The organism is Longilinea arvoryzae, assembly GCF_001050235.1.
Lineage (GTDB): Bacteria > Chloroflexota > Anaerolineae > Anaerolineales > Anaerolineaceae > Longilinea > Longilinea arvoryzae.
The window spans coordinates 1,942,328-1,966,914 of sequence record NZ_DF967972.1 but is presented as its reverse complement, the minus strand read 5'-3'; the positions used below and the strand labels follow the sequence as shown (position 1 = coordinate 1,966,914).

General features: G+C 56.9%; 22 protein-coding genes. 9 read left to right on the top strand and 13 right to left on the bottom strand.

Annotated elements, in window-relative coordinates; all coding sequences use genetic code 11:
* Window position 1 precedes the first annotated feature (1 nt).
* The 12 genes from LARV_RS08760 to LARV_RS08705 form a co-directional block, all read right to left on the bottom strand.
* Window positions 2-1,006: an ADP-ribosylglycohydrolase family protein gene (locus LARV_RS08760; RefSeq protein ID WP_075073280.1), complete on the bottom strand. Its 1,005-nt coding sequence runs from the start codon at window positions 1,004-1,006 to the stop codon at window positions 2-4.
* Between the two features lie 225 nt (window positions 1,007-1,231).
* On the bottom strand, window positions 1,232-1,732 hold the full coding sequence (locus tag LARV_RS08755; RefSeq protein WP_075073279.1) for a molybdopterin-dependent oxidoreductase: 501 nt from the start codon (window positions 1,730-1,732) through the stop codon (window positions 1,232-1,234).
* 89 nt (window positions 1,733-1,821) lie between these two features.
* Window positions 1,822-2,799: a sugar-binding transcriptional regulator gene (locus LARV_RS08750; protein ID WP_075073278.1), complete on the bottom strand. Its 978-nt coding sequence runs from the start codon at window positions 2,797-2,799 to the stop codon at window positions 1,822-1,824.
* Window positions 2,796-4,295 carry a xylulokinase gene (locus LARV_RS08745; RefSeq protein WP_075073277.1) on the bottom strand — a complete coding sequence of 500 codons (1,500 nt, stop codon included), beginning with the start codon at window positions 4,293-4,295 and terminating at the stop codon, window positions 2,796-2,798. The genes LARV_RS08750 and LARV_RS08745 overlap by 4 nt, the downstream gene beginning before the upstream one ends.
* On the bottom strand, window positions 4,295-5,077 hold the full coding sequence (locus LARV_RS08740) for a class I fructose-bisphosphate aldolase (protein WP_075073276.1): 783 nt from the start codon (window positions 5,075-5,077) through the stop codon (window positions 4,295-4,297). The genes LARV_RS08745 and LARV_RS08740 overlap by 1 nt, the downstream gene beginning before the upstream one ends.
* Before the next feature lie 21 nt (window positions 5,078-5,098).
* Window positions 5,099-6,118 carry a zinc-binding dehydrogenase gene (locus tag LARV_RS08735; protein ID WP_083522443.1) on the bottom strand — a complete coding sequence of 340 codons (1,020 nt, stop codon included), beginning with the start codon at window positions 6,116-6,118 and terminating at the stop codon, window positions 5,099-5,101.
* Window positions 6,119-6,122: 4 nt separating this feature from the next.
* Complete coding sequence (locus tag LARV_RS08730; RefSeq protein ID WP_075073274.1) at window positions 6,123-7,064, bottom strand: carbohydrate kinase family protein; 942 nt, start codon at window positions 7,062-7,064, stop codon at window positions 6,123-6,125.
* Window positions 7,065-7,088: 24 nt separating this feature from the next.
* Entirely contained in the window at window positions 7,089-7,847 is a 759-nt protein-coding gene (locus tag LARV_RS08725; RefSeq protein WP_075073273.1) for a hypothetical protein, read from the bottom strand.
* A gap of 32 nt (window positions 7,848-7,879) precedes the next feature.
* Window positions 7,880-10,498, bottom strand: coding sequence for an FAD-binding and (Fe-S)-binding domain-containing protein (locus tag LARV_RS08720; RefSeq protein ID WP_075073272.1), 2,619 nt, complete (start codon window positions 10,496-10,498; stop codon window positions 7,880-7,882).
* Between the two features lie 53 nt (window positions 10,499-10,551).
* On the bottom strand, window positions 10,552-12,300 hold the full coding sequence (locus LARV_RS08715) for an ABC transporter ATP-binding protein (RefSeq protein WP_075073271.1): 1,749 nt from the start codon (window positions 12,298-12,300) through the stop codon (window positions 10,552-10,554).
* Window positions 12,301-12,311: 11 nt separating this feature from the next.
* The gene (locus LARV_RS08710; RefSeq protein WP_075073270.1) at window positions 12,312-13,106 is read right to left on the bottom strand and encodes an energy-coupling factor transporter transmembrane component T family protein; all 795 of its coding nucleotides are present in this window, start codon (window positions 13,104-13,106) and stop codon (window positions 12,312-12,314) included.
* Between the two features lie 18 nt (window positions 13,107-13,124).
* Window positions 13,125-14,477, bottom strand: a complete 1,353-nt coding sequence (locus LARV_RS08705) for an amidohydrolase family protein (protein ID WP_075073269.1) — start codon at window positions 14,475-14,477, stop codon at window positions 13,125-13,127.
* A gap of 295 nt (window positions 14,478-14,772) precedes the next feature.
* Here LARV_RS08705 and LARV_RS08700 point away from each other — a divergent pair, with 295 nt between their 5' ends.
* The 9 genes from LARV_RS08700 to LARV_RS08660 all read left to right on the top strand — a co-directional run bounded on the left by LARV_RS08700 (window position 14,773) and on the right by LARV_RS08660 (window position 23,860).
* Window positions 14,773-15,309 carry a helix-turn-helix domain-containing protein gene (locus LARV_RS08700; protein WP_075073268.1) on the top strand — a complete coding sequence of 179 codons (537 nt, stop codon included), beginning with the start codon at window positions 14,773-14,775 and terminating at the stop codon, window positions 15,307-15,309.
* 15 nt (window positions 15,310-15,324) lie between these two features.
* Window positions 15,325-17,235, top strand: a complete 1,911-nt coding sequence (locus LARV_RS08695; protein WP_075073267.1) for an aldehyde ferredoxin oxidoreductase family protein — start codon at window positions 15,325-15,327, stop codon at window positions 17,233-17,235.
* Window positions 17,236-17,295: 60 nt separating this feature from the next.
* Window positions 17,296-17,814 carry a 4Fe-4S dicluster domain-containing protein gene (locus LARV_RS08690; RefSeq protein WP_075073266.1) on the top strand — a complete coding sequence of 173 codons (519 nt, stop codon included), beginning with the start codon at window positions 17,296-17,298 and terminating at the stop codon, window positions 17,812-17,814.
* Window positions 17,811-19,802, top strand: coding sequence for an aldehyde ferredoxin oxidoreductase family protein (locus LARV_RS08685; protein WP_075073265.1), 1,992 nt, complete (start codon window positions 17,811-17,813; stop codon window positions 19,800-19,802). Before LARV_RS08690 ends, LARV_RS08685 begins: the two co-directional genes overlap by 4 nt.
* The gene (locus tag LARV_RS08680; protein ID WP_075073264.1) at window positions 19,799-20,080 is read left to right on the top strand and encodes a MoaD/ThiS family protein; all 282 of its coding nucleotides are present in this window, start codon (window positions 19,799-19,801) and stop codon (window positions 20,078-20,080) included. Before LARV_RS08685 ends, LARV_RS08680 begins: the two co-directional genes overlap by 4 nt.
* A gap of 15 nt (window positions 20,081-20,095) precedes the next feature.
* A complete protein-coding gene (locus LARV_RS08675; protein WP_075073263.1) occupies window positions 20,096-21,424 on the top strand; it encodes an amidohydrolase family protein in 1,329 nt (442 codons plus the stop codon).
* Window positions 21,425-21,451: 27 nt separating this feature from the next.
* Window positions 21,452-22,471, top strand: coding sequence for an LLM class flavin-dependent oxidoreductase (locus LARV_RS08670; protein ID WP_075073262.1), 1,020 nt, complete (start codon window positions 21,452-21,454; stop codon window positions 22,469-22,471).
* Window positions 22,472-22,711: 240 nt separating this feature from the next.
* The gene (locus tag LARV_RS08665) at window positions 22,712-23,215 is read left to right on the top strand and encodes a DinB family protein (protein ID WP_075073261.1); all 504 of its coding nucleotides are present in this window, start codon (window positions 22,712-22,714) and stop codon (window positions 23,213-23,215) included.
* A 42-nt stretch (window positions 23,216-23,257) separates the two neighbouring features.
* A complete protein-coding gene (locus LARV_RS08660) occupies window positions 23,258-23,860 on the top strand; it encodes a CPBP family intramembrane glutamic endopeptidase (protein WP_075073260.1) in 603 nt (200 codons plus the stop codon).
* Window positions 23,861-23,864: 4 nt separating this feature from the next.
* Here the strand turns inward: LARV_RS08660 and LARV_RS08655 are convergent, their stop codons facing one another.
* Window positions 23,865-24,506 carry a hypothetical protein gene (locus LARV_RS08655; RefSeq protein WP_201785903.1) on the bottom strand — a complete coding sequence of 214 codons (642 nt, stop codon included), beginning with the start codon at window positions 24,504-24,506 and terminating at the stop codon, window positions 23,865-23,867.
* Between the last annotated feature and the right edge of the window lie 81 nt (window positions 24,507-24,587).

Below are 24,587 nucleotides of genomic sequence, written 5' to 3'. Positions count from 1 at the left end.
ATCAGGAAAGGTTCTTTCTGCCTTCGATTGCTGAGAATAGCTTCAGGGATTCATCCATCAGGTTCAAATGGTTTACTTTTTCCACTTGATGCACCAGCCTGAGATCGAACGCTTCGATCCCGCGCCAGGCGCCGCAAATTTGCCCGGCAATGGCGGCAATGGTATCGGTGTCGCCGCCGATGTTCGCTCCAAAACGAATCGCCTTCATCGGGTCGCCCTGGGCCAGCGCCACCAGTCCAATGGCCGCAGCGACCGATTCGGGAACCAACATATCGACCCCGACGAAGCGATAAATCGCATTGACCGCATCGCTTTCACTGGCGGATCGCTCCACCAGTTGAACTGCCAGATCGATCCGGTTCGTGAGAGCGGTGCTCCACGTCCAGATGCCTTGCGTCATGCCGAACTCGGCTCCGTTCTTGGCAGCCTGAAGGATGGATGGGAGGGTTGCGTTTTCGGTTGCCGCCTCCGCGACCGCGCAGGCCACGCATGCCGCCCCTGATAACGCGATATTGACCGCGTGGGTTGGAAAGCTGGCCGCGATGGCGGCCTGGCATGCGCCCGCAAAATCGCCCGCGTGCAGCAATCCGACGGCCGCCACGCGCATCGCGGCGCCATTGGTCTTGCCATTGCGCCCGCTCCGGTGAGGGTCGCCGCCCTGACGGATTTCCTGTAGAGCGGCGCGGGTGCTGGGGCCTTCGATTACCCTCAGAATATCCGGTGGTAATGAATCTTCCCATTCCAGCAGGTATCTGACGGAGCTTTCGATGTTGATTTCACCGGTTGGAAGGCAAGCGTGAGCAATTGCGATCCCCTGGCCGGTGTCATCCGTAATTTGCCCGGCTTCCATGATCTGATGGGGATGACCGGCCGGGGCTTTTTCCAGAACCTCGATGCGCCCGAAATTCTGCTCGATCTGATCGGGTGAATAGAATTCCGAGGGCATGCCCATCGCATCCCCTAGAGCCAGTCCTGCCAGACAACCGTGAATCTTTGTCAACTCCATGGCCCGTCCGATCCATTCCGCTGGTTGGGTGAAATATGAAATACCACGATAAACTCACCGACAGGATGGGTGAGTCTAAACAACCAGAATTGGTTGCTACAACCAGAATTGGTTGTTACAACCAGAATTGGTTGTTACAACCAATCTTGGTTTTCAAAACCGGGTGCCTTTCTACAAGGGCTTCGGGAAACCTCGGCCCTTGTAGAAAGTATTGGAAAAATTCGCTTACTTGACTTCAGCGGTCGTCAACCACCACATCCATTGATCATCCGGATAGGTGGCGCGGGCATCCGCGGGGAAGGCGATCTTGACGGGGCCGCCGGCATCGGTGGCGAGTTCGGTTCCATCTGCCCAGTGCACGAGCATGATGTCCCATTTCTGAGCATCAGCGATCGCAATGTCGATGCCCTTGCCGTCGGTCGCGATCACGCGAATCGTCGTTGCATCGGCGGGAACTTTCATCGCGGTCAGCAGATCACGGATGAGAATGCCCTTGTAGGCAAGACCATCGCCCATCCAGGGATCGTCCATTTTGAGTTCGACGGATTTCGAATCAAAGAAAGCCTGATCAACGACATACTTATCGCCAGAATTGGGGGAACCGATCTTTCCGCTGACAGTCAGCAGCGCGGGACCCAATTCGACTGCTTTTTCTTTCGGCGCGCATCCGGCAACCAGAACGCCCAACATCACGACCGCAAGTAAAACGAGTACAGTTTTTTTCATTTTTCTCCTCCAAGAAGTTTTGATTCGAGAAATTTGGTCATTGACACACAAACATGTTGTTCGCTTCGATGGATATGTCTATCTTGATATTACAAGTCTCTCGATACTGAACTCCTTTCCCCATATTGGGCTAACACTTCACGAGCGGTTGCCGTATCGGTTACCAGTGTCTTGATAAAGCCACCTCGTAAGGCGCCAATAATAGCTCTGGTTTTCTCGATACCGCCGGCAATTCCAACCACCTCCGGCATGCCCTGCAATTGCTCGAGGCTGACGCCGATCACACCTGGACCGACGTCGACCGGATTCCCATCGATGTTATAGAACCTTCCGCACACGTCCCCAACCGCTCCGTTGGCCTCGAGTTTTGCGAGGGTCCCGGGCGAAATATGTTCGGCAAAAAACATGGACGACATCTGCTGAAATTCCACATGGCCGATGCCGGTAATTGCCATGTCGAGTTGATTCCACAGCCTGCTCAATTGCTCGACTTCCTGAGTCTTGGACAGGCTTTCCATGATGGCCTTGCTCTGGGTAAACGCCGGGGCATAGATGTAGCGGAAAGTTCCGCCAAAGGTTTCGGCCAGCCTTCGAGCGAGGTCATTGACCTGGAAGAAAGGCGACATATCCCCGATGCCGCCGATCAACGGTACCACCTGGATGGAAATCCGGCGATCGCGCGGCAGCGCATTCACGATCTCATACAGGGTTCGTCCCCATCCGATTCCGATTTTCGATCCCGAATGGATGGCGCCGGTGAGATAGTCGGCGCCCACCAGACCAATTTGGGACCGAATCATATTTGCTTCCAGGCCTTCGCTGGTCGTGAGAACCACATCATGCAGGCCAAAGGTCCGGATCATTTTTTCTTTTAACTGCGGGTCCTCGTAGGTCGGATCGGAAACCTGGATCTTTACGATTCCTTTTTCTTTTGCCGCGACCAATAGCCTGGAAACGTATTGTCGGGTAATGGCCAATTTCTCGGCAATCTGCTGTTGCGTTAATCCACCTTCGTAATACATACGGGCCACTTGGATCATCAGTTGAATTTCGAATCGGTTCGTCATTTCGATTCCTCAACTCCTGGGGTCCCAAGGATTGTTTTTACGCCTGGATACGCACGGCGGTAAACGCCATACAACCGGTTATAAGTATCGGCCAGATTTTCATCCGGGAGGACAGCCGCGCCAAAGTGGCTCATGCCTGCCCAGGCTTTAGCCAGATTGGGGAAAAAGCCCAGGCCCACGGCGGCAATCATGGTTGCACCCAGGCATGCTGAAGCTTCTGTTTCCAATGGAAGGACTCTTTTTTGCAGGATATCGGCCTTTATTTTGTTCCAGAAAGCGCTGCGAGCTCCGCCGCCGCAGGCAACGACCCCGTTCACCTTCTGCCCACGAATATCCTCGCATATTTCGAGCACATGCCGCACGGCGAAACCAACGCTTTCATACACCGCGCGCGAAAAGTGCTTTCGGTTATGGGATGTTTTGATTCCCAAAAATGCACCCCGAACCTGTAAATCCCAGATGGGCGCCCGCTCGCCCTGCAGGTAAGGCAGGAAAACCAACCCATCCGCGCCGGGCGCGGTCTGGCTGGCTTCCGACTCCATCCGCTCGAATGGAACGCCCTCGGAACGCTCGGGATAAAAAGAGTCCGCCAACCAGGCCAATAAATGACCGCCCACCTGCATGGGACCGCAAATGAATTGCGCGTCCTCCGCCAGGTGCGTGTAGAATACCCCCTGCCCTTCCACCTTGTGATCGACTCCTAACGAGACGATCTCACTGGTCCCCGAGACATCCACGGCCTGGCCGGGAATAAACGCGCCTCCCGCCAGCGTGTCGCAATACGCATCGATCGTGCCGACGAACACCGGGGTACCGCTGACAAGCCCGGTCGTTCGGGCCGCGGATTGGCTGACTTCCCCCAGTGAATCGGTCGCCGCAAGCACGGGCGGCAACTGCTGTTCTCTTACCCCCAGCAATCGCAGGAACTCCGGATGATATGCAAGGGTGACCGGATGCGCGAGATTGTAGGCCGTATTGCGATCCGTGGCCACCCGGGCGGTCAGCATGAACCCCATGAAATCTTTGGGCTGCAAAATGTATTCAGCCCGTTCGAAGCGCGGGTCGTGATTTTTCAACCACAGAATTCGCGCGGGGGACGAATGTGGATCGCCGAGTTGAGCTTCCCCGATCCAGGCCAGACGGTCTTGCGGGCCAACGTTATTATCCAACCAGGCGGCCTCATCGGCAGCGCGCTGGTCGAGCCAGATGATTGCATTTCCGAGCGGTTCCTGATCCTTGCCGACGATCACCTGGCCGGGACATTGCGCGCACAGGCAAACCGCCCGGATCATTCTGGCATCGAATCGATCGGTCAGGGATCTCAACACCTTTTGAATGGCCAGCCACCATTCCCGGGGATCCTGTTCCGCCCATCCCGGTGCTGGCATATTCAGGGAAAGGGGCTCGCGCGCCACGGCCAGCTCATGCCCCATCAGGTCATAGAGGCCGGCTTTAACGAACGAAGTCCCCAGATCCAGACCGATCCAACAATCCATCAGGCGTTCAACTCCTGCAAGGCCTGTGAAATCGAAGCGCCGTGATGCACCAGCGCCACCAACGCGCGGCAGATACCCGCCGGATTGGAATGCTGCCAGACATTTCGACCGATGGCGACCCCATTGGCGCCCGAATCCAGTGCTTCGGCAATCGACTCCAGCAGGCTGGCTTCGCTTTTCGCCTTTTCACCACCCAGGACGACGACCGGGCGGTAGCAGGATTTCAAGGCCTCTCTGTACTCACCCGCGGGGCCCACATAAGAGGCTTTGATGAGATCAGCGCCCAACTCGACGCCAATCCGCATTCCAAAGCCGATATCCTCGGCCTTGAGCGGTGAACCGTCTTTGCTCTTCACCAGCATTTCGGCGACCACCGGAATGTTCCATTGCGCCGATTCGGAAGTCAATTCGGCCAAATTGGCCAATGAAGCTGCTTCTTCAGGGTAGCCGATCATGCCCATGCAAATCACCGCATCCGCGCCGAGGAGGACCGCATCTTCCATCGTAAATTGATTGCGCAGGGTGCCCATATCCACTGCCCGGATGGATGAACCGCCGTCCATACGCAGGATGAGACCCAATTTACCCATCCGGCTCGCGTAGCGCCGCGCGATGCCCATGGTGGTCAGAACGGCGTCAACGCCGCTGGCCACCAGCGTATCCATCAATTTTCCGGGATCTTCCAATCCGGGCAGCGGGCCGCTGAACCCGGCGTGATCGCAGGCCACAATGACCGTCTTCTGATCCGGGCCGAAAATTCGTCGCAGGCGATGTTCTTTCACAGGTTCCTCCTCTGAACGAGGTTAAAAAGTCACCACGATCTTGAGACCCTGTCTTTGCAGGGCAACGTCGACAGCTTCCTGAATCTGGGTGAACGGATAACAGGCGGTAACGATCGCGCCTGCCGGAACCTTTTTATGGTCGAGCAAATGCAGCGCCTTCACCATGTGTTCGGGAGCCGTACCAAACGATCCGGTCAGGTGAATCTGGTTGTAGTGCAGCTTGCGCAGATCCAATGGGATGGTTGTGCCATCTGGCACGCCGGCAAATGCGTTCACCGTTCCACCCGGACGGACGCATTGAATCGCGGTCATCAGGGTTTCACCGGCCGAAACGGCCGCAATCACCACATCCGCACCTCGGCCCGAAGTGTGTTTCTTGACCTCTGCCTGAAGGTCCACCTGCGTCACATCCACAACGACATCTGCAAAATTCTGGTAAGCGGCTTCGAGCCGGCTGGGCGTCATCCCCGCCACCATCACCGGAAAAGCGCCGTAGGCTCGCGCCACGGCGGCAGCCATCAATCCCATGGGGCCATCGCCGATCACCAGGACCGAATCGCCGGTTTCGACCTGCGAATCCTCGATCCCTTTGATGACGCATCCCAGGGGTTCGGCCAGCGCCGCGTATTCATCCGATAGTGTATCCGAAACCGGAATCAGTCCCCGCTTTACCAGATCGCCGGGCACAAAGACTCTTTCCGCCATACCGCCCGGGAAAGGGCAGGTATCGAAAAGATGTTTGCAAAGCGTCGGCTGGCCGTTGAGACAGTAATGACAGGCGCCGCACGGCAGATAAGGCGCGACCACCGCCCGTTGACCGATCGTCCAGCGGCTCTGGTTGCCGGCTTCGATGACCTTGCCCACAACCTCATGGCCGAGCGCGTATTCAGGCTTCTCGGCGCCCTTGGCGATCGACTTGAGGTCGGTCGCGCAAATACCGCACGCGGAAGTCGCCAGCATGACGTCCCGCGGGCCGACCTGCGGATCGGGGAAATCGATCAATTGGATCTTTCCAGGTTGTCCTGCAGCAGCACATCTCATCCATTCACCTCGTTATTCCCTGTTGTTTGATCCATCCCATAGCCTGCTGCAAATTCGGCACTCCGTTACGAGCGCCAAAATAACCGATTTTCATCGATGAAACTGCGTTGCCTAATTTTGCAGCGGATATCCAATCCATGCCTTCGATGATTCCAACCATAAATCCTGCGCTAAAGGCGTCGCCCGCACCGGTCGTATCCACGATCGTTTCAACCTTGCAGGCCGGGACGGCAATCATACTTTCGCCATCCCACATCAGAACGCCGCGTTCTCCCAGGGTTACAATGACAACCTTCGATCCACGGCCAACCAGGTCTCGAATTGCATCCTCGGGAATATTGCGCCCGCTGATTTTTTCCGCTTCCACCCGGCTGACAATGACGGCCTGCGATTTCGAAAGCAATCGATCCAGATCCGACTTTGGCAACCCCGCCATCAGCCCGCCCGGGGTAAACACGACCTTCGTCTGACCGCCTGCCAGCTCGATTGCGGATAAGGCCACTTCTGGATAGGCATCCGCAATTGCCAACACCTGCAGGCCTTCGAACCATTCGGGGGCTAAATCTGCGGGTTGGTCATACAGGGCGACCCCACCCAGGCAGTAGATTTCGCGCTCGCCAAGGGAATCCACGGCGATGAAGCAGGAGGCCGAGCGGCAGCCTTTTTCAATGCGAACAGCAGAGGTATCGACGCCGTCCGCCTGAAAGGCTTGCCACAAGATTTGCCCACCCTCATCATCCCCCAACCGGCCGATGAAACGAACGGATTTTCCGAGGTGGGCAATCGCCGAGGCCATGTTCGCGCCCGACCCGCCTGGAAACGGCTCATACCGATCGGCCCATGCAATGCCGTCCTTGCGCGGCAGCGCGTTGACCCGTGCAACCCAGTCAACGGCCGCCGCGCCAAGAACCGCAACTTCAAGAGGAGGATTCCGAAATCCGCTCATCCAGTCTTTACCCGTTCGATCGTGTCAGTCTGCAGGCTGCTCGATATCTTCCGGTTCGGCATCCTCTTCTTTCTGATAGATGATCGGTCCAACCGGAATGCCGATCTTTACCAGACCGACCAACAGGGGGGTGCCGATGATCATGGCGCCGAAAGCGAACAATCCGCGCTCCACAGGGGCAATCGCCAGGGTGGTGTACCAGATGGCAGGCGGAAGTTTGAAGAAGATCAGCGCCCAGAGATTGCCCATCGCCTGGGTCACAACAATGCCCGCGGCCGAGCAGCACAGGATGCCCAAAGACATGCGCGCCTTATTGGTGGACAGCAGCGGATCATCCTTGCGGCTGATCCACCAACCGATGGCGATGAAGATGTAGCCGAGCACGTACAGCAGCGGTGTCGCCCAGGCGGCCCGCCCTTCCGGAAGCAGATACCAGGCCGCAGCGAACAGTGTGATCAGGCCAAACGAAATGCTCCATTTGCGCTGCATGGCGAAGCCGGAAGCCATGGCGCCCAGAATGGCGATGGTGAATTGCAGCGGTCCAAACAGGACCGTGTGCGGGGCGATCAACTGGCCGATGAAAGCGCCGACGCCCGCGGCAATGGCGCCCGTGAACGGTCCGAAGAAGATCCCGGCCAACGGCGTGAGGCAGTTGGCGATGTTGAAGGTCGTTCCCGTCCCGAAGACCGGGAACGCGGGCAGCAGGCAGGCGGCAGCCATGAGCGCTGCCCACACCGCGATGACTGCCGGATGCGCTGAAATCAAAACGGATTTCTTTTTCATAGTCTCCTCACCGATTTCCTGATCTAAGTTCGTTATTCAGAAATCTTTTCTTTGACCCGGATCTGCCGATTGACAAACCCGATGAGGTCCACCACTTCCATCCCGTCTTTTGCCTGAGAGCGAACCTGTTGGAACTCGCTCCAGCAGGACGTGCACGAGGTCAGCAGGATGCTGGCGCCGGTATTGACGGCTTCTTTCCAGCGTTCGGTGCCGGCCGCATCGGTCAGTTCCGGGAAGTCTAGGCGCACGAAGGAACCCGAACCGCAGCAAAACGAATCGCGGCCGTGACGCGGCATTTCGATAAAGCGAATGCCGGGCACGGAGTGGATGATTTCGCGCGGCGCATCGAAGATGCCGAGCTGGCGGCCCAGCGTGCAGGGATCGTGATAGGTGAGGGTCGGGCTGGTGGAGATGCCGGCCATGGAAGCATGCCCATCCCGGATTTCTGCGGCGATCAGTTCGACCATGTGCATCATCTTGAAGGGCACGGCCTCGCCGAGCACCTGGGGCACCTCATTGGTGAAGGTCGCCTGGCAGCCCGGGCAGATGAAGATCATCTTTTCCACGCCCAGCTTGCGATAGGTTTCGAGGTTGTGGCGCATGAACTCGGCTGCTTTGTCACGTTCACCGGCTGACATCAACGGGTGAGCGCAGCACCATTCATCCGAAGCGATCGTGTAGTCGATGCCCAGTTTATCGAGCACTTCGATCGCGTCCTGGGCCGCCGACCGGCGCACGTAAGACGGTGTGCAGCCCACGAAAACGCCGATTTTGGATTTGCGGTCGATGTGACTCTTGTCCTTCAGCCAGCGGAAGCGTTCCTCGGCGGGTTTGGCGTACGGATTCTTCTGCTGATAGGTATCTTCGGCAGCCTGGTGCAGCGCCTTGGGGGTCAGGCCGCGATCCGCCAGATCCTCGCGCATCGCCTGATAGACCTTGCCGATTTCGATCTGCTTCATGCAGTGCGCCGAGCAGGATCCGCACATGGTGCAGGAATAGATGCGTTCGGCCACTTTTTCGTCGTAGTCCAGTTCGCCTTCGATGATGGCGCGCGCCGTGGCCACGCGTCCGCGCCCCATATAGGATTCAAAGGAGCCGTAATGATAGGAGGGACACAGCCCGTACGGCTCACCCACCCAACTCAGGTCGAAGCAGAAGCCGCAGCGCAGGCATTGATACGTCCACTCGGCCACTTCCGAGAGCCGCAGATCCTTTCGGACCTTCGTTTCGAGGATGGGTCCAAAGGTTGGATCGCCGCCCAGCATCATGACGCCCGGATTCAGAATATCGTTCGGATCCAGCGCCTTCTTCAGCGTTTGCATCAATTTATAGGAATTGCCCAGTTTCGGCATGATATAGGGCGCAATTCCGGCCACGATACCGCCAGGCGACATCCACTTGTTGAAGAGGATTTCGCTGATGTCGTGCCTGACCTTCAGGCCGTACTCGTGACTTTCCTTATCATGTTCGGGATACAGGGTATCCACCCACAGGAAACCGCCGTTTCGCGAGAAGTAGATGTCGAAACCCTTGACGTGCATCCCGGCGCCGTCCCAACCTGCACGGGTATCTTCGATATATTGGTTCAAAGTCGGGATGATTTCTTTCAGCGACTGGGTGGGCACAAAACCGGCGACTTCCGGGCAGTAATACGGCCGGCTGCCGTAATATGTATTCGGCGAATCGTTACGCAGCCAGGAATACATGTGCTCGGTCCAGTACAACCGGGTCGCATTGGAATCGCGCTGAATGCCGTGGAACGAATCGCAGGCTACCTTGCAGATCTGCTTACGCCGCTCGGCTTCAACCTTGCTGTCGCGGATGATGACGTGGATCGTATAGTTGCCGGATAGCCCGGTGGGTTTGGGGCCGCCAAACAGGCCGATGATGAAGGTCGCAGCCGCCTGGCTTTGCATCGCCGATACGGCGTTGACGGCGTCGTCCAATTCCTCGAAGGTGTAGAAGAGGAAATCTTCGACTTCGGGGATGCGCCGGATTTGCAGCGTGGCTTTGGTGATGATTCCCATCGTCCCGCAGGAACCGACGAAGAGCCCGGTCAGATCGGCGCCATTGGCGGCCCGTTCGATGGCGATGTTGCCGTTGGCGTCGTTCGCCGCCGAACCGGTGTGGATCAGGGTGCCGTCCGGCAGGACGACCTCAAGTGAAACCACGTGGTCGCCGGTGACGCCGTATTCTGTGATCCCGTGCGGAACCGCGTTATACGCAATCGTCCCGCCAACCGTCGCCGAGAACATGCCGCCGCCGCCCGGAGCTGCCAGCTCCCAGCCGTATTGCTTCAGCTTGCCGTCGATGGCGTGCCAGATGACGCCAGCCTCGGCCGTGACGGTCTGGTTTTCAAGATCGATCTGAAAATCATTGAGAAGGTCCAGCGCCAGGACGATCGAGTCCTTCACCACCCCGGCGTCGACAAAGGTGGTCGCCCGGCCCCAGATGAACAACGGATGGTGGGCTTCATTTGCCAGCTTGACCAGCGCGACCACTTCTTCAGTGGTCTCCGGGCGCACCACGTAGCCTGGCAGGCCGCCCGGTGTAGGCCCGCAATCCCGCCGGTAACACAAGCGGTCGACTAATTCGTGGGTTACATGTTCTTTACCGCAGATTGCTTGTAGTCTTTCGAAGAGGTCATCCATGCGTTTGAAATCCTTCCTGTGATTTTCCGAATCGCGTCGATCCTTTCGAACCGTTAATTGAGCATTTCCAGAATTGGATCTGACAATTCTTTTACAGATAGCGGCGTGCGCGGCAGGCCGTACCCGGCCGGCAGGCGCTGCCCCAACTCGGTAATCTGCGGCGGGATGATGAAGGCCTGCCGCACCACATCCGGCTGATTGAAGATATCCGCCGTGGGTCCGTCCATCAGGATCTTTCCACCGCTCATCACAATCACCCGGCGGGCATATTCGGCCACCAGAGCCATATGGTGCGTCACGAAAACCACCGTGCGGCCCTGCTCGTGCAATTGATCTGCAATCTGCATGATCTGGTGGCAGCCGCGGTAATCCTGCCCGGTGGTGGGCTCGTCCAGGATGACAATTTCAGGGTTGAGCGCCAGCGCGCTGGCAATGACCGTTTTGGCGCGGTCGCCCTTGGAAAGCGCCGGCGGGAATTCCTTGCGCTTATCCTCGAGATCCACCAGTTTCAGCGCTTCCGCCACGCGTTGTTCGATGACCTCTTTGCTCAATCCGATGTTTTTGGGGCCGTAGGAAATTTCTTCTTCGACCGTTTCCGCGAATAACTGTTGGTCGGGATTTTGAAGGACGAAACCCACATGTTTGGCCATGTCAGCCACGGCCGAGGTGCCGATATCCATGCCGGCCACCGTCACTTTGCCTTTGGTGGGTTTGTTCAATCCCAGCAGGTTTTTCAAGACCGTGGTCTTTCCGGAGCCGTTCTGGCCGATCAAAGCCACGAATTCGCCGCGCTGGATGGTGAACGAAATATCCTTCACCGCGTTCACGTTCAAGGGTTGATATGTAAAGTCGAGGTGATCGACGACGATGATGGGTTCGTCGACTTTCTTCGGTTTGACGACGGCTGGTTCAGGCCTGGCCGTTTGAGTCATCGTGTTTCCATTCAGGCGTTGGGTGAGATCCGCGACCGCTTCTTCGGTTGTGATCGGTAAATAGGTGGGATATTCCTGACCGGCTTTCTTCAGGATAGCCGCCACCTGGGAAACTTGCGGCGAGCGAATCATATACTTCTGGAACAAATCCGTTTGCGAGAAAATCTCGCGCGGGGTCCCCTGGGCGATCAATTGGCCCTTGTCCAGCACAATGACGCGGTCCATCACGCGGGCGATCATTTCCGAGGCGTCGGTTGCCATGACGATGGTCATGCCGTATTTCTGGTTCAACTCGCGGGCCACCGAAAGCACCTCCTCGACCCCGACCGGGTCCAATTGAGAAGTTGCTTCATCCAAAACCAGGATATTGGGTCGCATGGCGATGTTGGCGGCAATCGCCAGCCTTTGCTTTTGGCCGCCGGAGAGCGCCAGGGGCATGCGGTCCTCGAGGCCGTTCAAACGCACCACATCCAGCGCCCACTTCACATTCTCGTAGATTTCCTTGGGCGACTGGCACAGGTTTTCCGGCCCGAAGGCCACTTCACTCGATACCGAGGTGGTGAACAACTGGGTCTCGGGATCCTCCAGAACGATCCCCACCTGGGTGGCCAGTTGCGCAATCCCGGATTCTTGCGTATCCAGATCGTTGATGAGCACCTGACCCTTCAGGTTACCACCGATGCTGTTCGGAATGATTCCGTTCAGCATCTGGCAGAAGGTGCTTTTCCCGGCCCCGTTTTCGCCCATGATAGCGACGAATTCGCCCTGGTTGATTTCAAGATTCAGGTGCAATATCGCCCAGCGTTTGCTGCGCGGATAGCGATAGGACACGTTTTTCAATTGAATAATGGGTTTTTGTGAGGATTCCATACAAAATCCGATCAACCTAAAAGAGAGGAAACGACGACCACGCCGATGGCGAAAAGGACCGATCCAATCAGAAACGCCCAATCCTTGGATTTCATGGTGAGGTCCACCAGGAAGGTTCGATTCTTACTGGCGCCAAACGCCCGCGAATCCATCGCCACCGCCATCGACTGGGCCCGGCGCATCGAACCGATGACCAAGGGTGTGACCAATGCCGGATAGGATTTCAATTTTTCGCCCAGCTTGCCGTTCTCGAAGGTCTGCATCGCGCGCAGGCGTTGCGCGTCCACGATCACCTTGGTTTCCGATTGAAGGACCGGAACCAGGTTTAATGCCGTGGTGATGGTGTAAGCCAGCCGGTACGGCAAACCCATTTTTACAAAACCCAGCGCGAATTCCTGGATGGGGGTTGTAAAAGTGACCAGCGGGAGCATGATCACCATCGCCACCAGGCGAAAAGCCAGCAGCACCGAAAACAGAATGCCCTCCAGCGTTACCTCTCCAAATCCACGCCCGATCGGGATCAACGGTTTGATGACCGGCGTCGTTCCCGGGTAGAAAATCGCCTGAACCACAAACAGGAAGGCGATAATAGGCACCAGGACTTTCATGATGCCGATCAGGATCGAGCCGGGTAGTTTTGCCAGGAACCACAGGCCAATCATGACCAATAGGATGAAGGCAGCTACAGCCATGTTGTTGACCATGAAAATGGAGGTGCTGACAATCAACAAGAAAATCGTCTTCACACGGGGATCTAGCCGGTGGAAGAAAGAATTGCTTGGATAATACGCGACGAGTGAACTCACTTGCAGCCTCCCTCTCCTCTACTTTTCCGAACTGACAAATTGATAATTCTTGCGTTGGCTGAAGAGTTCACGCTCCACCTCGACAGCTTCCCGTAGGATTTCTTCTTCGTCGATCGTGGTAATTCGCCGGTTGCGCATGACCACTTTGCCATGGATGATCGTGTCGCGCACGTCTTCCGAACGGGCGCAGAAGACCAGCATATTGGCAACATCTTCCGTATGAAACGGCTGAAGATGGGCTTTGTTCAGGTCCAGGAGGATCAGGTCCGCCAGTTTTCCGGGGATGATTTCACCGGCATCGATGCGGGCCGCCCTGGCCGCATCCACGGTCGCCATTTGCAGAGCGTCTGCGGGAGTCAGCGCGGCCGCGTCATTCCTGGATACCCGCGCCAACAAAACGGCCGCCCGCATTTCCTCCCACATATCCAGCAGGTCATTGGATGCGGCCCCATCCGTGGCGACGGCCACCGGAACCCCGCAGGCCTTCAACTCTGTCACGGGAGCAATGCCATCCGCAAGCTTCATATTGCTCTTTGGGCAGTGCACAGTATTCGCGCCCGTTCGGGCCAGGAGGTCGATTTCTTTGGCGTTGATATGGCAGCAGTGAACTGCGCTCAACCGATCATTCAACAAACCCAGCTTTTCGAGACGTTCCACCGGACGCAGGCCGGTTTCACGGATGGAATCTTCCACCTCGCCGGCCGTCTCGGAAATATGGATCTGGACACCCAGGTGCAGCTTTTCAGACTGTTCGCCGACCCAGCTCATCAAATCATCATCGCACAGGAAAAGTGTGGACGGCGCCATGAACACCTGCGTCAGGCCGTCCGGCCGGTGGTACTCGCTGATGAAATCGAGCACCTTCTGGCGCATCTCGATTTCGCTCGCGCGAAGTTCGGCCGGCACCCAGCGGTTAGTGAGAGTGTACGCCAGCACACCGCGAAACCCAATCTCGCGCCAGGCCTGCAGAGTCTCCTCATAGGTCACGTCCATGTCGATGCAACAGGTCGTCCCACCCTTGATCATTTCGATTGCCGAAAGCGCTGTCCACAGATACGGAATCCGCCGATTTTCCTTGACCGCATCTCGAAGAACGCCGACGGTGGGGAACAGAATTTCATTGCACCACGGCACAAGCGGAATTCCACCGGCAATACCCTTCAGGAAATTTTGATACAGGTGCGTGTGGGTGTTGATCAATCCCGGCAGCACGGCGCAGCCCGAAGCATCGATCAGATCGACCTTGGCGGGAATGGTCAGTTCGCGTCCCACCGCGACGATCCTTTTCCCTTCGATAAGGACATCGACATCCTGTTTGATCATCGAAGGATTGACAAATAGGTATTTTGCGTTTCGGATGAGGAGAGGCATGGTGATATTCGGTTGAACGCAAATCAGGGGAAGAGAAAACTGATAACATTTGTAGTGAGCAAATGTTATCAAAGGACGCAATCATGATAGCACGCCGGCCGGGTAAATCCAATTACAGGTGTCATACGCGGATTATTACATTTGTCAGATACAAATGTTACTGTTGTCATAGCAAAAATATGATTTTGTAAAGTATTACTTAATTAACATAAATTGATACTTGAAATTCCCTTTTCCCATTCTATACTAGTAATCGATAGCGAATTTCGAAAATTACCAGGAAAGTGAGCTTTTCATGATCGGTCGAAAAATTCATGATTTCCGAGTCGCCCGTGGTTTGAGCCTGCGCAGTCTGGGGGAAAGCACCGGATTGACGGCCGCCTTCTTGAGCCAGGTGGAAAATGACCAGACCTCCCCCTCGATCAGTTCCCTGCAAAAAATCGCCACCGCCTTACAGGTTCCCATGTTCGCATTCCTGGATGACGAAGCCCAGACCGAGGAAGTCGTTCGCGCGGCCGCGCGAAAAAAACTGACCTTTCAGAAGAATCAACTCACCTATGAAATCCTGACCAACAGCATCAACCACAAAATCGGTTTCTTTCTGGTTCGCCTGAAGCCCGGTGAGGCTTATCAGGCCCAAATGTTATTATCCCAAACCGAAGAAGTCATGTATATCCTCCAGGGCGAGATGGACATCACGGTCGGCGATCGCTGCCACCACCTCTCGCAGGGAGACAGTATTTTCTACGAAGGCCCGCAATTGAAAGGCTATTCCGCGACCGGTACGGAAGAGCTGGTCATCGTCTGCGCGATGACGCCTCCGGTGCTCTGATCCTCTGAGGCTCTTATGTCATTGACTGCTGAAATCGATTTGTCCGAGAACAAAATCATTCAGTATGAAACCGATCCGAAGATTTTACAGTCCTGGTTGGGTGGAAGAGGGTATGCGGCCTACCTTCTGTACAATCGAGTGGGGCCTGAGGTGGCTCCATTCGCGCCGGAAAACTGTTTGATTTTCTCGACCGGCCGTTTGAACGGCACCACCTGGCCGGCTGCCTCCCGCTATCACGTGACCTTCAAATCCCCGGCCACCGGCGCTTATGGTTATGCCAATTCGGGCGGACATTTTGGCCCCGAATTGAGCAAGGCTGGTTACGACGCGCTGGTGATCACCGGCCGGGCGAAAACACCGGTGTTGATCCAGATCAACGGCTCGAGCATCCAAATTCTACCCGCCAATCATCTCTGGGGTCTGTCCACCACCGCTACGGAAGAGGCCATCCTGGCTTCCGGCGCCGGCGGGCGCGTGGCCTGCATCGGCCCGGCCGGCGAAAACCGGGTCTATTATGCCGCTATTATCAATGACGGCGGGCGTGCGGCGGCGCGCAGCGGGCCTGGCGCCGTCATGGGCAGCAAGAACCTGAAAGCCATCCACGTCGTCGCCGGTAACGCCAACCGGGCGACATCGATGGATTTTAAAAATATCGCCAAACAGCAGTTTCAGAAACTGCTCACCAGTCGAAATACCCAGGGGTTGATGAACGAATCGACCCTTTACCTGATGCAAATCAAGAACAAGATCGGCGATTTGCCGACGCGCAACCACCAGAGCGGCCAGGTGCCTTTCATCCACCGCCTGGATACAGCCTCGTTCAGCCGGTACTGGGTGAACCGCAAGGGTTGCACGGCCTGTCCCATCCGCTGCGCGCGGACGGCGCAAGTTTCTTCCGGAAAATTTGCTGCGAAGATCGAAGGTCCCGAATATGAATCCGCCGATTCGTTCGGTCCGCTGGTCTGGAATGCCGATCCGGAGATTGTCATTCGAGCCAACGAACTGTGCAACCAGATGGGCCTGGATACCATCTCGACCGGGGTCAGCATCGCCTTCGCGATGGAATGCCACCAGCGCGGCCTGCTGGACGATCCGGAATTCTCGCTCGATTGGGGAGACCCGGAATCCATCCTGGGACTCATCCAGCGAATTGCCGACCGCAGCGGCATCGGCGAGTTGCTGGCCTCGGGCACACGCCACGCCGCGGAAAAGATCGGTCGGAATGCCTGCGATTACGCGATTCAAGTCAAAGGCGTCGAGCTGCCCCGTCAGGAACCGCGGGTCTGCAAGGCCTTCGGGCTGGGGCATGCCGTCAGCAACCGCGGCGCCGACCATCTGTACGGCCTGCCGACCATCGACCTGGCCGGCCACTGGGAGGTGGCCCACAAGCTCTTCCCCGAAGCCATCCTATCCAGGCTGATGGATGTCGCCGATGAAACCTACAAACCGGAAGTGCTGATCACCGGCGAACATTTCAGCGCCATCGTCGATTCGCTTGGATTGTGCAAATTCAGCACCGCCGAAACCTATATCGTCCTCCCGGAGGATATCGCAGCCGGGCTGACCGCGCTCGGTTTCCCGTATTCGAAACAGGAACTGCTTACCGCGGCCGAAAGAATCGTCAATCTCGAACGCCTCTACAACGTTCGCCATCATTTTTCACGCAAGGACGACTATTTGCCAAAACGGTTCACCACCGAGCCGCTGGAAATCTATCAATACGCCCCGGCCGCCGGCGAAAACCACGCGGTTCGATCTGAAAAGCCAATCTCCGTGGCGGAAATCCATGATTTCGACGCCATGCTGGATCATTATTATGACCTGCGGGGTTGGAGTGATGCGGGGATTCCGACCGTCGACACCCTCCAGAGGCTTGCCATCGCCGACAGCATCTCCCTGGCAGCCGTCAGGGCAGCCAATGGTTGATATTCCTTTCCATGAAAGGCCAGCCGGGAACAGCGGATATTGCTGCGGTCAGGAGCGCCTATGATTTTTTCGATCAAACCCGACAATTGCACCGGATGCCTGGCATGCGTGGTGTATTGTTCCCTGGCGCACGAGGGAGGCGTCAATCCCGAGCTGTCAAGAATTCGGGTTTACCAGACCGAAAGTCGCCAGACGATCCTGCCGGTGGTCTGCCTGCCCTGCGACGAGAAACCCTGCATTCAGGCCTGTCCACAGGGCGCCATTTCACTCCACGCCTGCGGAGCCGTCATCATCGACGAAAGCCTGTGCACCGGCTGCAGCCGCTGCGTGCGCGCCTGCGGGATTGGCGCCATCCATTTTCATCGCCTGTCGGGCCGTGGGAAGAACGGCGTCGCCGTGTCGTTGAAATGCGACCAGTGCGGCGGTGATCCGTGGTGCATTCGAGTGTGCCCGAACGGCGCCATCGAAGCCGTCGAGTCGAGCGCTGCGGCAGCCGCCACCTTCGAGCAAATTCGATCCGCTCTGGAACCTTTTAGGGCCGTAAAGAAAAGTGAGCGATCCGAAAGGCAGCCTGCATGAAATCTCTCAAATATCAGGGATATGCGGGGCAATATCTACGGATCGACCTGACGAACGGCACGATCGAAAAAGATATCCTGCCGTTGGATTGGGTCGAGAATTACCTGGGCGGGAATGGGATCGGTGTGAAGATTTTATGGGATGAGGTGCCTGCCCGGGTAAAACCGCTTTCCCTGGAAAATAAATTGATCGTTGCCACCGGTCCGCTGTGCGGCAGCTCCATGCCCAATTCCGGACGATTGGAATTCATCGCGAAATCCCCCCTGACGGGTATTTATGGCGATTCCAACGCCGGAGGTCATTTTGGACCCGAACTCAAATTCGCCGGGTACGACCTGATCATCTTCGAAGGGCGCAGCGCAACCCCGGTCTACCTCTTCATTTGCGACCAGCAGGTGACTCTTTGTCCGGCGGATGAAATCTGGGGCAAGGGTATTTTCGACACCGAAACCTGGCTCAGGCAGCGCCACCATGACCCCGACCTGAAAGTCGCCGCCATTGGCCCGGCAGGCGAAAACCTGGTGCGATATGCCAGCATACAGGTGACGCCGCGCCGCAGCGCCGCGCGCTCAGGGATGGGCGCCGTGATGGGATCCAAGAACTTGAAGGCCATCGCGGTCAGAGGCCACAGTGCGATTCCCATGCACGATCCGGAGAAGCTCATCGCCCTCACCGCGCAACTCCAACAAAACCTGCGCAAACACCCCTTCTTCAAGTCGACCCACCTGTTCGGCACCCCCGGCCTGGTTGCATTGATGCAGCCCATCGGTCGATTTCCGACCCAGAATTTCCGCTACGGCAGTTACGAAGCCATCGATGATATCCTGGGTGAGACCCTGCGCGAGAAACATCTCGATCGCGACACGGCATGTTTCAATTGTCCGCTGGGGTGCGACAAGGTATACACCGTCGAAAACGGTGAATTCAAAGACACCCTGACCACCAGCGTCGAATACGAAACGCTCAACGCCTTCGGCGCGCGCGTTTGCAACCACAACCTGCCCGCGGTTCTCAAGGGTAATGAAATTTGCGACGATTTGGGAATGGATACCATCTCGGCCGGGAACGCCATTTCTTTTGCCATGGAATTGTGGGAAAAGGGAATTTTAAAAGAATCCGAATGCGATGGCCTGGACCTGTCCTGGGGCAATTATCACACCCTGCTGGAATTGCTACGGCGCATTGCCTATCGGGAAGGCGCGCTGGGAGATACGCTGGCCGAAGGTGCGGCCCGGGCTGCCAGATGGTACGGCCGCAATTCCGAGCGCTACGCCATGCATGTCAAGGGGCAGGATATCCCGGCCCAGGACGGTCGCGCCCAGCAGTCGATGGGACTCGCCCATGCCACGTCCTCGCGCGGCGCCGACCATCTCAAAGCATTCCCCGTTCTGGATGAATCCGGCACTCCGGACGAAGCCCTCAAACGCTACGACTCCAGTCTCTTGCCCGACCTGGTCAATCCGCTGGCCGTCCAGCATAAGGCCATGCTGGTGAAAGACGGTGAGGATTATGGCGCGGTTGTGGACTCGAGCGGGAACTGCAAATCGGGCGGCACCTTTGTCATGGCCGAAATTTACTGGAAGGACCAGGCCGAAGCCATTCAGGCTGCAACGGGCCTGGACTTGGATGTGGACCGATTGAAGGTCATCGGCGAGCGCATCTACAACCTGCAGCGCTGTTATAACGCGCTGCACGGCATCACCCGGGCCGACGATACCCTGCCGTGGCGTTTTACGGCCATGCCATCTCCCTCGGGAAATGCACGCGGCAGTGTCTGTCAATTGGGCAAGATGCTGCAGGATTATTACGCCCTGCGCGGCTGGGATCCCATTTACGGCCTGCCAACGGTTGAAACGCTCGAACGCCTGGGCCTGGGGGACATTGCTGCGCAATTGGAATGCGGGATTCATTCCGAATCCGTCAAAACCATTTACAACACCCTGGGATGGGCGGCGCCGTATACGGAATGGCCGGGAGATCCTTTATGATCCAGATTTCCTTTTTTCTCTACAATGTTTTGGCCGATGCAGTGGGAGCCCGGCAGATTCACAAAACCGTCCCCGAAGGCACGCCGCTTCTCGAAGCAATCCAAAAGCTGGCATCCGAATACCCGGGGGCCTTTCAAACGCTGCTGCTGCCAAATGGCGACCTCAGCAATTACCTGAAAGTCTTTGTCAACGGGCGTCTGGTCGGCCAACCCGACTCTCGAAAAATCCTGCGCGACGGCGACGCGATTATGCTGTTTCCCGCCGTCTCAGGCGGTTAGGCCGAGGTGAAAAGCATGCCCTCCATGTTGATCCTGCCAGAATGGCTGATTAGCGTTGCTCCACAGCCGCCCCTGCATTACTGGGGAGTGCGCATCAATGACGGCGTCATTACGCACGTGGCGCCAAACGCCGATCTCCGCCAAAACTTCCCGAACTCAACCGTCCTCGAAGCACCCCGCCAGGTCCTTTCGCCCGGTTTTGTAAATGCCCACACCCATCTGTATGGCGTTTTGGCGCATGGCCTGCCCTTGGGCAAAGCGCCGGCCGGTTTTTGGCCGTTCCTGCACGATTTTTGGTGGCCGATGGTCGAAGACCGCATCGACCACGACATGCTGAAAGCCGCCACGGCCTGGCAGTGCGTTCAAATGATCAAAAGCGGCGTCACCAGTTTCTACGATTGCCTCGAGGGACCCCATTCGCTGCCGGGCTGCCTGAATGTCCAGGCGAAAATCGTCGAGCGCTTCGGCCAGCGTGCCTTCCTCTCGTTCGAAACCACCGAAAGGGTCAGCCCGGAAAACGCGCAACTCGGCCTGCGCGAGAACGCGGATTTCATTCGCGAGCGGAAACGGATGGGCGGCCTGGTGCAGGGATTGATGTGTTTTCATACCACATTCACCTGCGGCCCGGAAATGATCGCCTCGGCCTTCGATCTGGCATCGGAGCTGGACTGTCTGGTCCACATGCACTGTTCGGAGGGAACGTACGAACCCGAACAAGCGGTCCGGAACTACGGCAAGCGCCCGATCGAATATTACGCTGATCTGGGCGTGGCCGGCAATCGCATGCTGGCCTCCCAATGCGTCCAGTTATCGCCGCATGAGGTGGATTTGATCGCCGACCGCGGAATACGCGTCGCGCACATGCCGCTTTCGAATTGCGAGGTCGGAGGTGGAATTGCGCCGGTGCCGGAATTGACCGCCAGAGGCGCCATCGTAGGCCTCGGGACCGACAGTTACATCGATAACTTCTTCGAGGTCATGCGGAGCGCGTTCCTCATCCACAAGGCTCACCGGCAGGACCCCGCGGTCATGCCGGCCGGTCTGGTCTGGAAAATGGCGACCCTGGGCGGGGCTCAGGCCTTAAATCTGAACAAGGTCGGCTGCATTCAAGAGGGCTGGCAGGCCGATCTTCAACTCATCGACGCCGATTTTCCGACACCGGACGGGGAATGGAACCTGTACGATCAGTTGATCCTGTATCGCAACCCCGAGCACATTCGCCTGGTCATGACCGCCGGCAAGACTCTTTATCAGGCCGGGCAGCCTGCCGGTTGGGATGAAAGCGACCTGCGGCGCGATTTGCACCTTCAGGCCAACCGGCTGTGGGAAAAAGCCAGAGATTGATCTTTTCACGGGAACCACGGAGCCACCATGCACACACGTTTTGCACTTTACCTGCAGGATAAGCACAATATTCCGTACGAAATGGAAATCGTCAAATACGCCGAAGATCGCGGCTTCAGCGAAATCTGGCAGGCGGATACGCGCCTGGCGCGGGATTGCATCGTCATGATGAGCGCCTTCCTGGCGCAGACAAAACGCCTGCGCTTTGGCTCGGGCGTCCTGCCGATCTGGACGCGCAACCCGGCCGTCATTGCCGCCACCTGGAGCACCATGTGGGAGTTGGGCGGTAAGTATCAGGACCGTAGCCGGGTCATGCTGGGCCTGGGCGCCTGGTGGGAGCCCATCGCCAGCCGGGTCGGGGTCAAGCGCGAAAAACCTCTCCAGGCCATGCGCGAAAACATCGAATCCATCCGCCAGCTCTTTTCGATGCAGGAAGTCTCCTATCACGGGCAGTTCGTCAACCTCGATCGCGTCCAGCTCGATGTGGCATACGGCGACCGTTCGGTGCGCGATATTCCCATTTACATCGGCGCAACCGGCGAGAAGATGCTCGAAATGGCCGGTGAAATCGCAGATGGCGTCGTCCTGAATTATGTGGTGTCGGTGGACTATATCCGGCATGCCATATCGCTGGTTCAAAAGGGCGCCGAAAAAGCGGGCCGCTCGATGCAGGAAATCGACCTGCCCGAACTGCTGGTGTGCAGCTTATCGGATAAGGATCCCAATGCCGCCATGGCCGAAGCCAAGAAACTGGTCGCCTACTACCTGGCCACCGAACCGCACATCATGAAAGCCAGCGGCGTGAGCGACGAATTGCTCGAAAAAGTACAGTCCATCCTGGGCTGGCCCGCTACCGAAGCAGATTACATTCGGGCCAGCAAGGAAATCCCCGAGGATGTGGTGCGAAAATTGATGGCCGTCGGCACCACCCAGGAATGCCGCACCAAGGTAAAAGAATATATCGATGCCGGCGTCACCTGCCCCATTCTGTTCCCGATGATGCCCGATATCCGCCCTGTTGTCGATGCCTTCGCGGAAGGCTGCTGATCCATTTTTCTCCTCATTTTGGGTTAAGGGACCGGCGTGCAACCAGCGCCGGTCCCTTCGACTCGGATTACCATTTCCTCTTCACCTTGTTTTCTTTCTTCCATGAATTGTATTCGCCCCACCCGGGCGTTTGAACACGCCGGGAGAGAATAGAATTTGGATCGATTAATTCTTGCGATCTCTCTTTCGTGATAATATGGATCATCATATCAATTTGAGACTTCACAAGGAGCCGCAAAAATGTCCCTTCACCCCCTTGCCACGCAGTTGCAGTTTACGCGCAGCGAATTCATGCGCGGAATACGCGGAGTGACCGATACGGATGCGCGTAAACGCCTGTCGCCGATGAACTGCATCAGTTGGAATGTCGGGCATCTGGCCTGGCAGGAACAAAAATATTTTCTCTTCTATCCACAGGGCAGCCTGCTTTTCCCCGAGATTCACAAAGCCTTTGCCTATGGGGCGCCGGCCAGTACGCCGCCGCTGCCCGAAGTGCTCGCCGCCTGGCGCGAAATCACAGCCGCCGTGGATCCCTGGCTGGAGGCGCTCACAACGGAAATCCTACTCGAACACGTCCAAAAAAAGGACGATATGCCCATTTACGGCAATATGTTGCAGCGCGTGATTTACCATTACTGGTATCACAACGGTGAAAATCAGGCCATTCGCCAGATGTTGGGGCACACCAAACTGCCGGTTTTCGTCGGCTCCATCGATACAAAGGCCCCCTATTCTGCCCAATAATGATTTCCAAAGCCGCCCATGTGAAATGCGATTAAGGAAACCGTGGGACGAGTTCATCCTCTCATCGATTGGAAGGCGATCGGCGCCATCATCCTGTCCACGCTGATTATGGTGACGGACCATTATCACAACCTGTTCGAGAATTTCAGCCAGGACATGGCGCTCTTTTATTTCATCCTGCCGGTATTGTTTATTCTGCTTGTTTTTCGAGAATCACCCGCGGAGTATGGCCTGCGTCCGGGCAATTGGAAACTGGGATTGTCCATCAGCGCCATCAGTATTCTCGGACTCACGTTCATCCTGCCCTTCATCCTCCGGCTGGACCAATTCCGGCAGTACTATTCCGCGTCTCCCGGCCAAACCTTACCCTTCATCTTCCGGACGACGCTGGGAATGATCGGTTGGGAATTCTTCTTTCGCGGATTTCTGCTCTTTACGCTGGCCCGAATCATGGGGCCTTACGCAATCCTGATTCAGGCAATTCCCTTTACTTTGATGCATTTTGGGAAACCTGAATTGGAAACCTTAAGCTGCATTTTTGGCGGCAGTGCGTTTGGCTACCTTGCCTGGCGCACGAAATCCTTTTTCTACCCGTTCATCATCCATGCCTATTTGGCAGTGATGATTGTATTGCTGGCGAAATGAATGCTTATGGATTTTCGCGCCGACCGAAAGACTGCTCGATATTGGTCCCGTGCATGCCGGCGTGATAGGCGCGCTCGTCGACCGGCGAAAGGCTTTGGATCATTTTCGGAGTGAGCAGTTCGAACCGGCGTAGGTGGTGCAGATGATCTTCGACGGCCGCTACGCCGCCCTCATCGGTTTCCCATTCAAGGGCATCCATACGGCTCAAGTCGAAGGGCCGCGTGTAACTGCGCAGCGTCTTGATCCGATCCAGGTTGTAATAAACCTCGAAGTAGGTCATCGCCAGCTCGCGCAGTGAACGGTAGACCGGTTCGCGGAAGCGCAGGCCGCTGTAATTCGATTTTGCCACCGCGCCCCAACACCCATCCACCCGATAAAGCGCCAGCACGTGATCGTCATCCAATCCCGGCTCGGGCCATAAATTCATGACCAGCGGCGCCTGTCCCATGCGCCGGAGCACGGCTGCGGCCAATAACGCGCCGTCGTAGCAATGACACTGGCCATCCCGCAGGACAGCCAGCGGGCTGCGGTTGCGTTCTTCAGCAACGTAGGGCAGTCTGTCCAGGTATAATTGCAAACGATAGGGGGTATTCAGACTTTGTAACTGATCTCGTTCGCCAGCAGTGAGTTGAGTCTCCAGATTCATCGCCTTCTCCTGATCAGGCCAATCCTCTAGATTATATCCATAGATCGGTTATTTTAAATAATCAGAGCCAGGTAGCGCCCG

Excerpts from the sequence above, each read along its gene's own strand:
- LARV_RS08760 (WP_075073280.1), bottom strand. The coding sequence starts at position 1,006 with ATGGAGTTGACAAAGATTCACGGTTGTCTGGCAGGACTGGCTCTAGGG.
- LARV_RS08755 (WP_075073279.1), bottom strand. The coding sequence starts at position 1,732 with ATGAAAAAAACTGTACTCGTTTTACTTGCGGTCGTGATGTTGGGCGTT.
- LARV_RS08750 (WP_075073278.1), bottom strand. The coding sequence starts at position 2,799 with ATGACGAACCGATTCGAAATTCAACTGATGATCCAAGTGGCCCGTATG.
- LARV_RS08745 (WP_075073277.1), bottom strand. The coding sequence starts at position 4,295 with ATGGATTGTTGGATCGGTCTGGATCTGGGGACTTCGTTCGTTAAAGCC.
- LARV_RS08735 (WP_083522443.1), bottom strand. The coding sequence starts at position 6,118 with ATGAGATGTGCTGCTGCAGGACAACCTGGAAAGATCCAATTGATCGAT.
- LARV_RS08730 (WP_075073274.1), bottom strand. The coding sequence starts at position 7,064 with ATGAGCGGATTTCGGAATCCTCCTCTTGAAGTTGCGGTTCTTGGCGCG.
- LARV_RS08725 (WP_075073273.1), bottom strand. The coding sequence starts at position 7,847 with ATGAAAAAGAAATCCGTTTTGATTTCAGCGCATCCGGCAGTCATCGCG.
- LARV_RS08720 (WP_075073272.1), bottom strand. The coding sequence starts at position 10,498 with ATGGATGACCTCTTCGAAAGACTACAAGCAATCTGCGGTAAAGAACAT.
- LARV_RS08715 (WP_075073271.1), bottom strand. The coding sequence starts at position 12,300 with ATGGAATCCTCACAAAAACCCATTATTCAATTGAAAAACGTGTCCTAT.
- LARV_RS08705 (WP_075073269.1), bottom strand. The coding sequence starts at position 14,477 with ATGCCTCTCCTCATCCGAAACGCAAAATACCTATTTGTCAATCCTTCG.
- LARV_RS08700 (WP_075073268.1), top strand. The coding sequence starts at position 14,773 with ATGATCGGTCGAAAAATTCATGATTTCCGAGTCGCCCGTGGTTTGAGC.
- LARV_RS08695 (WP_075073267.1), top strand. The coding sequence starts at position 15,325 with ATGTCATTGACTGCTGAAATCGATTTGTCCGAGAACAAAATCATTCAG.
- LARV_RS08690 (WP_075073266.1), top strand. The coding sequence starts at position 17,296 with ATGATTTTTTCGATCAAACCCGACAATTGCACCGGATGCCTGGCATGC.
- LARV_RS08685 (WP_075073265.1), top strand. The coding sequence starts at position 17,811 with ATGAAATCTCTCAAATATCAGGGATATGCGGGGCAATATCTACGGATC.
- LARV_RS08680 (WP_075073264.1), top strand. The coding sequence starts at position 19,799 with ATGATCCAGATTTCCTTTTTTCTCTACAATGTTTTGGCCGATGCAGTG.
- LARV_RS08675 (WP_075073263.1), top strand. The coding sequence starts at position 20,096 with ATGCCCTCCATGTTGATCCTGCCAGAATGGCTGATTAGCGTTGCTCCA.
- LARV_RS08670 (WP_075073262.1), top strand. The coding sequence starts at position 21,452 with ATGCACACACGTTTTGCACTTTACCTGCAGGATAAGCACAATATTCCG.
- LARV_RS08665 (WP_075073261.1), top strand. The coding sequence starts at position 22,712 with ATGTCCCTTCACCCCCTTGCCACGCAGTTGCAGTTTACGCGCAGCGAA.
- LARV_RS08655 (WP_201785903.1), bottom strand. The coding sequence starts at position 24,506 with ATGAATCTGGAGACTCAACTCACTGCTGGCGAACGAGATCAGTTACAA.